The sequence below is a fragment of the Enterobacter sp. 50793107 genome (genome assembly GCF_001463365.1).
Taxonomy (GTDB): domain Bacteria; phylum Pseudomonadota; class Gammaproteobacteria; order Enterobacterales; family Enterobacteriaceae; genus Enterobacter; species Enterobacter cloacae.
This window is the reverse complement of sequence record NZ_LNII01000035.1, coordinates 1-3,477: the sequence shown is the minus strand read 5'-3', so window position 1 is coordinate 3,477 and position 3,477 is coordinate 1. Positions and strand designations below refer to the sequence as shown.

Annotated in this window: 6 protein-coding genes; 2 read left to right on the top strand and 4 right to left on the bottom strand. The window is 46.0% G+C overall.

The window, feature by feature from the left end; genetic code table 11:
- Positions 1 to 579: hypothetical protein (locus APU11_RS05170; RefSeq protein WP_060578348.1), on the top strand; the 579-nt coding region annotated here is incomplete at its 5' end.
- Between the two features lie 314 nt (positions 580 to 893).
- On the opposite strand, the gene APU11_RS05160 is transcribed toward APU11_RS05170, so the two are convergent.
- Genes APU11_RS05160 through APU11_RS26495 form a run of 4 tightly spaced genes read right to left on the bottom strand, consistent with a single transcriptional unit; the run spans position 894 to position 3,087 of the window.
- The gene (locus tag APU11_RS05160; protein ID WP_058651452.1) at positions 894 to 2,303 is read right to left on the bottom strand and encodes a helicase RepA family protein; all 1,410 of its coding nucleotides are present in this window, start codon (positions 2,301 to 2,303) and stop codon (positions 894 to 896) included.
- Entirely contained in the window at positions 2,300 to 2,623 is a 324-nt protein-coding gene (locus tag APU11_RS05155; RefSeq protein WP_060578347.1) for a DUF4222 domain-containing protein, read from the bottom strand. Before APU11_RS05155 ends, APU11_RS05160 begins: the two co-directional genes overlap by 4 nt.
- Before the next feature lie 4 nt (positions 2,624 to 2,627).
- Positions 2,628 to 2,807, bottom strand: a complete 180-nt coding sequence (locus APU11_RS05150; protein ID WP_058651450.1) for a hypothetical protein — start codon at positions 2,805 to 2,807, stop codon at positions 2,628 to 2,630.
- Positions 2,800 to 3,087 carry a host cell division inhibitor Icd-like protein gene (locus APU11_RS26495; RefSeq protein WP_072200367.1) on the bottom strand — a complete coding sequence of 96 codons (288 nt, stop codon included), beginning with the start codon at positions 3,085 to 3,087 and terminating at the stop codon, positions 2,800 to 2,802. The genes APU11_RS05150 and APU11_RS26495 overlap by 8 nt, the downstream gene beginning before the upstream one ends.
- Positions 3,088 to 3,221: 134 nt before the next feature.
- On the opposite strand from APU11_RS26495, the gene APU11_RS05145 reads away from it, so the two are divergent.
- Positions 3,222 to 3,416: a toxin-antitoxin system HicB family antitoxin gene (locus tag APU11_RS05145; protein WP_058684913.1), complete on the top strand. Its 195-nt coding sequence runs from the start codon at positions 3,222 to 3,224 to the stop codon at positions 3,414 to 3,416.
- Positions 3,417 to 3,477 lie beyond the last annotated feature (61 nt).

Sequence of the window (3,477 nt, the reverse complement as noted above, 5' to 3'; positions counted from 1 at the left end):
TCGCAACAAGCTGTAGAGAAATATATTAAAGCGATTTTACTTTATAATAGAGTTCCAGTATTAAAATTAAATCACAATTTAAACAAAGGGCTGGCAAAGATTAAAGAAATCCCATATCTTGAATTAGACCTAGATGTAAAAAGTGAGCGATTCATAGATTATCTCAATGAGCAGGGCCCAAATAGATACTTCCAAAACACTATGTATACCGAAGGCTTAGAAATTATAACCTTGGATAGAACCATCTGGGAATTAAGAAGATACTGCAAGCCACTAAACTACTCAATTACTAACCCAAAAGGTGAAGTGATAGAAATGTTAGAACATGAATTGAGTAGCATAAAAAATTCGAAGTCGAGGCCTTATCATACGTTCAAACTATTTGGAGGTTACTTAGAAAAAAGATTAAAAGATAATAAATTCAATCAGGGCGACATACTTACATGGAAAAATTTATTTTTTGGAAGAAATAAAAAAAATGCAATTAGAATTGGAAGATCAATGCATGTAACTCATCCAACTCATTATATGCACCCAAATGCAACGGAAATGCTCAGTCGTTTCTTTAAAATAAAATAAAATAATTACATTCCAATTTTATTTACCGCTGTTAAATAAGTAAGGTATATCTTTATTTATCGACATTGATAATCATGAAAGAGTATATCTTTTTTGCCGCACCTAGCGCATTTCTCACCGCACTTTCATCCCGCGCACTTAGGTGCGCAATCCAACATGCACCGTACAGCCATTAAAACCAGTAATGGCACGGGTTTGCAGGTGATTAATGCCAAACCGCGCACTTTCTTCGTATATACATGGAAAAAGTGCGGCAAGTGTATGTTTTATGAGCATTTCGCGCATCACGCGCATTTCTTGCCGCACTTTTCAGGTTAAATTATCGTGATATCTCCTGAATCATCGATAAAGATAATATTCTCCCTAACGAGTTTATCAAGCCAGCGTTTAAAACCTTTGCGGCCGTTCTCTCCAAACAGAGTGGTAATATCATCACGTATAACAGAGACATTACACGGTTCACCTTTGGCTTTTCGGCTCCGGATTGACTGCCAGAGTGCAGCGTGGTTCCCAGTCAGGTGCTTGATATCAGCAAGTTCCGGATCAGGTTCTCGTGCCTCTCGTGGCAGGTCCTGCACCACCAGCGACGAAATAAGCTCACCATCACGATCCGTGAACAATTCGATCGGACGCAGATCGAATGCGGCCTGTTTCGGCTCCTCCGAATCTTTCATCTTCGTACAGGTCAGGATTATCGCCCCACCATCCCCCTCGCGCCGGACATTGAACTCTGCATCGAGCGCAGCCCTGAAAGCACTGGAACCACGTGCGCCTTTGGTATCGTCTTTTCCTGAATGATGCACCACCAGCAACGTGGCGCCAGTCTCACGCTTGATGACGTCGCAGCCTTCAATAAACGCCCCCATGTCACGAGCATCGTTTTCATCGTTACCACCAAAGCACCGCGCTAGAGTATCTATGACAATCAGGCGAACCGGCTGCCCCGTTTTGGACTTAACGTCACGCGCAGCTTTGATCATCTCCTGCATTTCCTCACGGCGAACCGGGAAAACCGGACGGTTTACCAGATACAGATTATTTAGTTTCACACCATGTTTTTTCTCCCACGCCTTTATTCGCCGCGGAACGCCAATACCACCTTCACCTACTACGTACATCACAGCGCCGGCTGATACCGACTTCCCAGCCCACTTCATCCCGGCTGCAACGTGACAAGCCCAGGACACCGCCAGAAAACTTTTATACGAACCGCTCGGGCCGTAGATACTGCTCAGGCTGTTAGCAGGAAGATAACTTTTTAGCGTGTAATCCTGCTCCTGATCGTACCCATCAGAGCCCACGCTTAAGGGAAGGCTGTGCCGCAGTGACTCCTCTCGCACAGAGACTTCAACCTGTTCACGCAGACGAGAAAGATATTCCCTCCAGTCCTCAGGCTCATGGTCGGGGATGCCTTTATACAATTTGGCATCCTGCACGCCAGCCAGCGCCAGCTTTTCAGCAATGTTATTAATCTGGATAGGCTTCATATTCCCTGCCAGGTAAATCCGCACGGCACGACGGCCATCATCCACAATGCGCAGGTTATCCAGCTCTGCCAGTTGTTTTGGCCCAAGGTAAACAGGAGGAGTGGTATCTTCGGCAATCTGTTTACCAAGCCCCTCTTCCCAACCCTTCGCATGGGCGTATGCTTCTGACCCGGCAAAAATAACTGCCTCCGTGAATTTTTCTTTTGGCAGGTGTTTCAGATTCGGTGCGTTTTTCATTTCAGCCCCTTATCCCATCCGTCAGATCCAACACTCAGCGGCAGAGAAGAGCGCAGAGCAGCGATTTTTTTACGCACGTTTTCTTTTACGGTCTCCTGCCACTCCCTGCTTTCCTCAGGGAGATAAATAAATTCTTTTCGGAACCGGTACTCAGAAAAAAAACACTCATGTGAATACCCATCCCGGACATACGTAATACGGCTATCCGTTACGCATGTGACAGTAATTTTTTCTCCGCGAGAATCTTTCCAGCGACTGTTAAGCTCGATTTTTGGTTGAGCGATGCCCTCAGGCTGAACCTGATTGAATTTTTTAATCATGAATTTATTCCTTGTCGGTAGCCGTTAAACCGTATGCTTCAGCAGCCTGACGAACTGCCTGGATAAAACCTTCCGGTGTGGCCACGATTTCGTCCGGACGAAGGCGGCGCTCTGTAACCTGACCGTTTTTAACCGTCACCAGTACGCGAATCTCGTAATCAGCGGGTAAGTCGGACTTATACATGGCGCACCTCCAACGGCAAAGCTTCATTGCTGTAAGGATCGCTACCCAGAATGCTCCATAGGGTGCGATTCTCAGGATCCATAAACGACACTGAGAGCGGGCTTTCGGTCCGGATTTTGGCGGCAAAGGTTAAGTCCCAGCCGCAGAACTTTGCACGGGCAGTGTCTTCAGTGTCTGCAACGGTGCGAAGAACTACCGGGAGACAGGAGTGACCTCGCGGTGTACCAAGGAATAGCCATGTAAATTTGGGGTGAGTTTGGGTATGCTGTGTTCCAGCCATAGTCGTTACTCCAGATAACGGTGTGGTTAAACGCCCCATATGTGTTGCGAGCACTATGGGGCGTTGTTTATAGGTCAGTCACTATGGTAGTGTGTGTACCTATTTGGTATTCATGCTATTCAATAGGTACACACATGTCAACAGTAATCCAGAGAGACAAGCAGCCCAAAGGCGCTGGTAAAGCACCAGCATTTCAGATCCGAATTAACCCTGAACTGAAAGATCAAATGGCTGCAGTCGCCGCTCAAGAAGGGATGAGTTTAGGTAATTGGATTAAAGGCCTTGTGCGCTCAGAACTACGTCGTAAGGGTATCGAACCCAAAGGCTAAATATCTTAATACTTTATCGGGTTATGTATAGGAGTTTTAAAATTGGCTAGTAATGTTAGTG

Coding starts and splice junctions, on each gene's coding strand:
- APU11_RS05145 (WP_058684913.1), top strand. CDS start 3,222: ATGTCAACAGTAATCCAGAGAGACAAGCAGCCCAAAGGCGCTGGTAAA.
- APU11_RS05155 (WP_060578347.1), bottom strand. CDS start 2,623: ATGATTAAAAAATTCAATCAGGTTCAGCCTGAGGGCATCGCTCAACCA.
- APU11_RS26495 (WP_072200367.1), bottom strand. CDS start 3,087: ATGGCTGGAACACAGCATACCCAAACTCACCCCAAATTTACATGGCTA.
- APU11_RS05150 (WP_058651450.1), bottom strand. CDS start 2,807: ATGTATAAGTCCGACTTACCCGCTGATTACGAGATTCGCGTACTGGTG.
- APU11_RS05160 (WP_058651452.1), bottom strand. CDS start 2,303: ATGAAAAACGCACCGAATCTGAAACACCTGCCAAAAGAAAAATTCACG.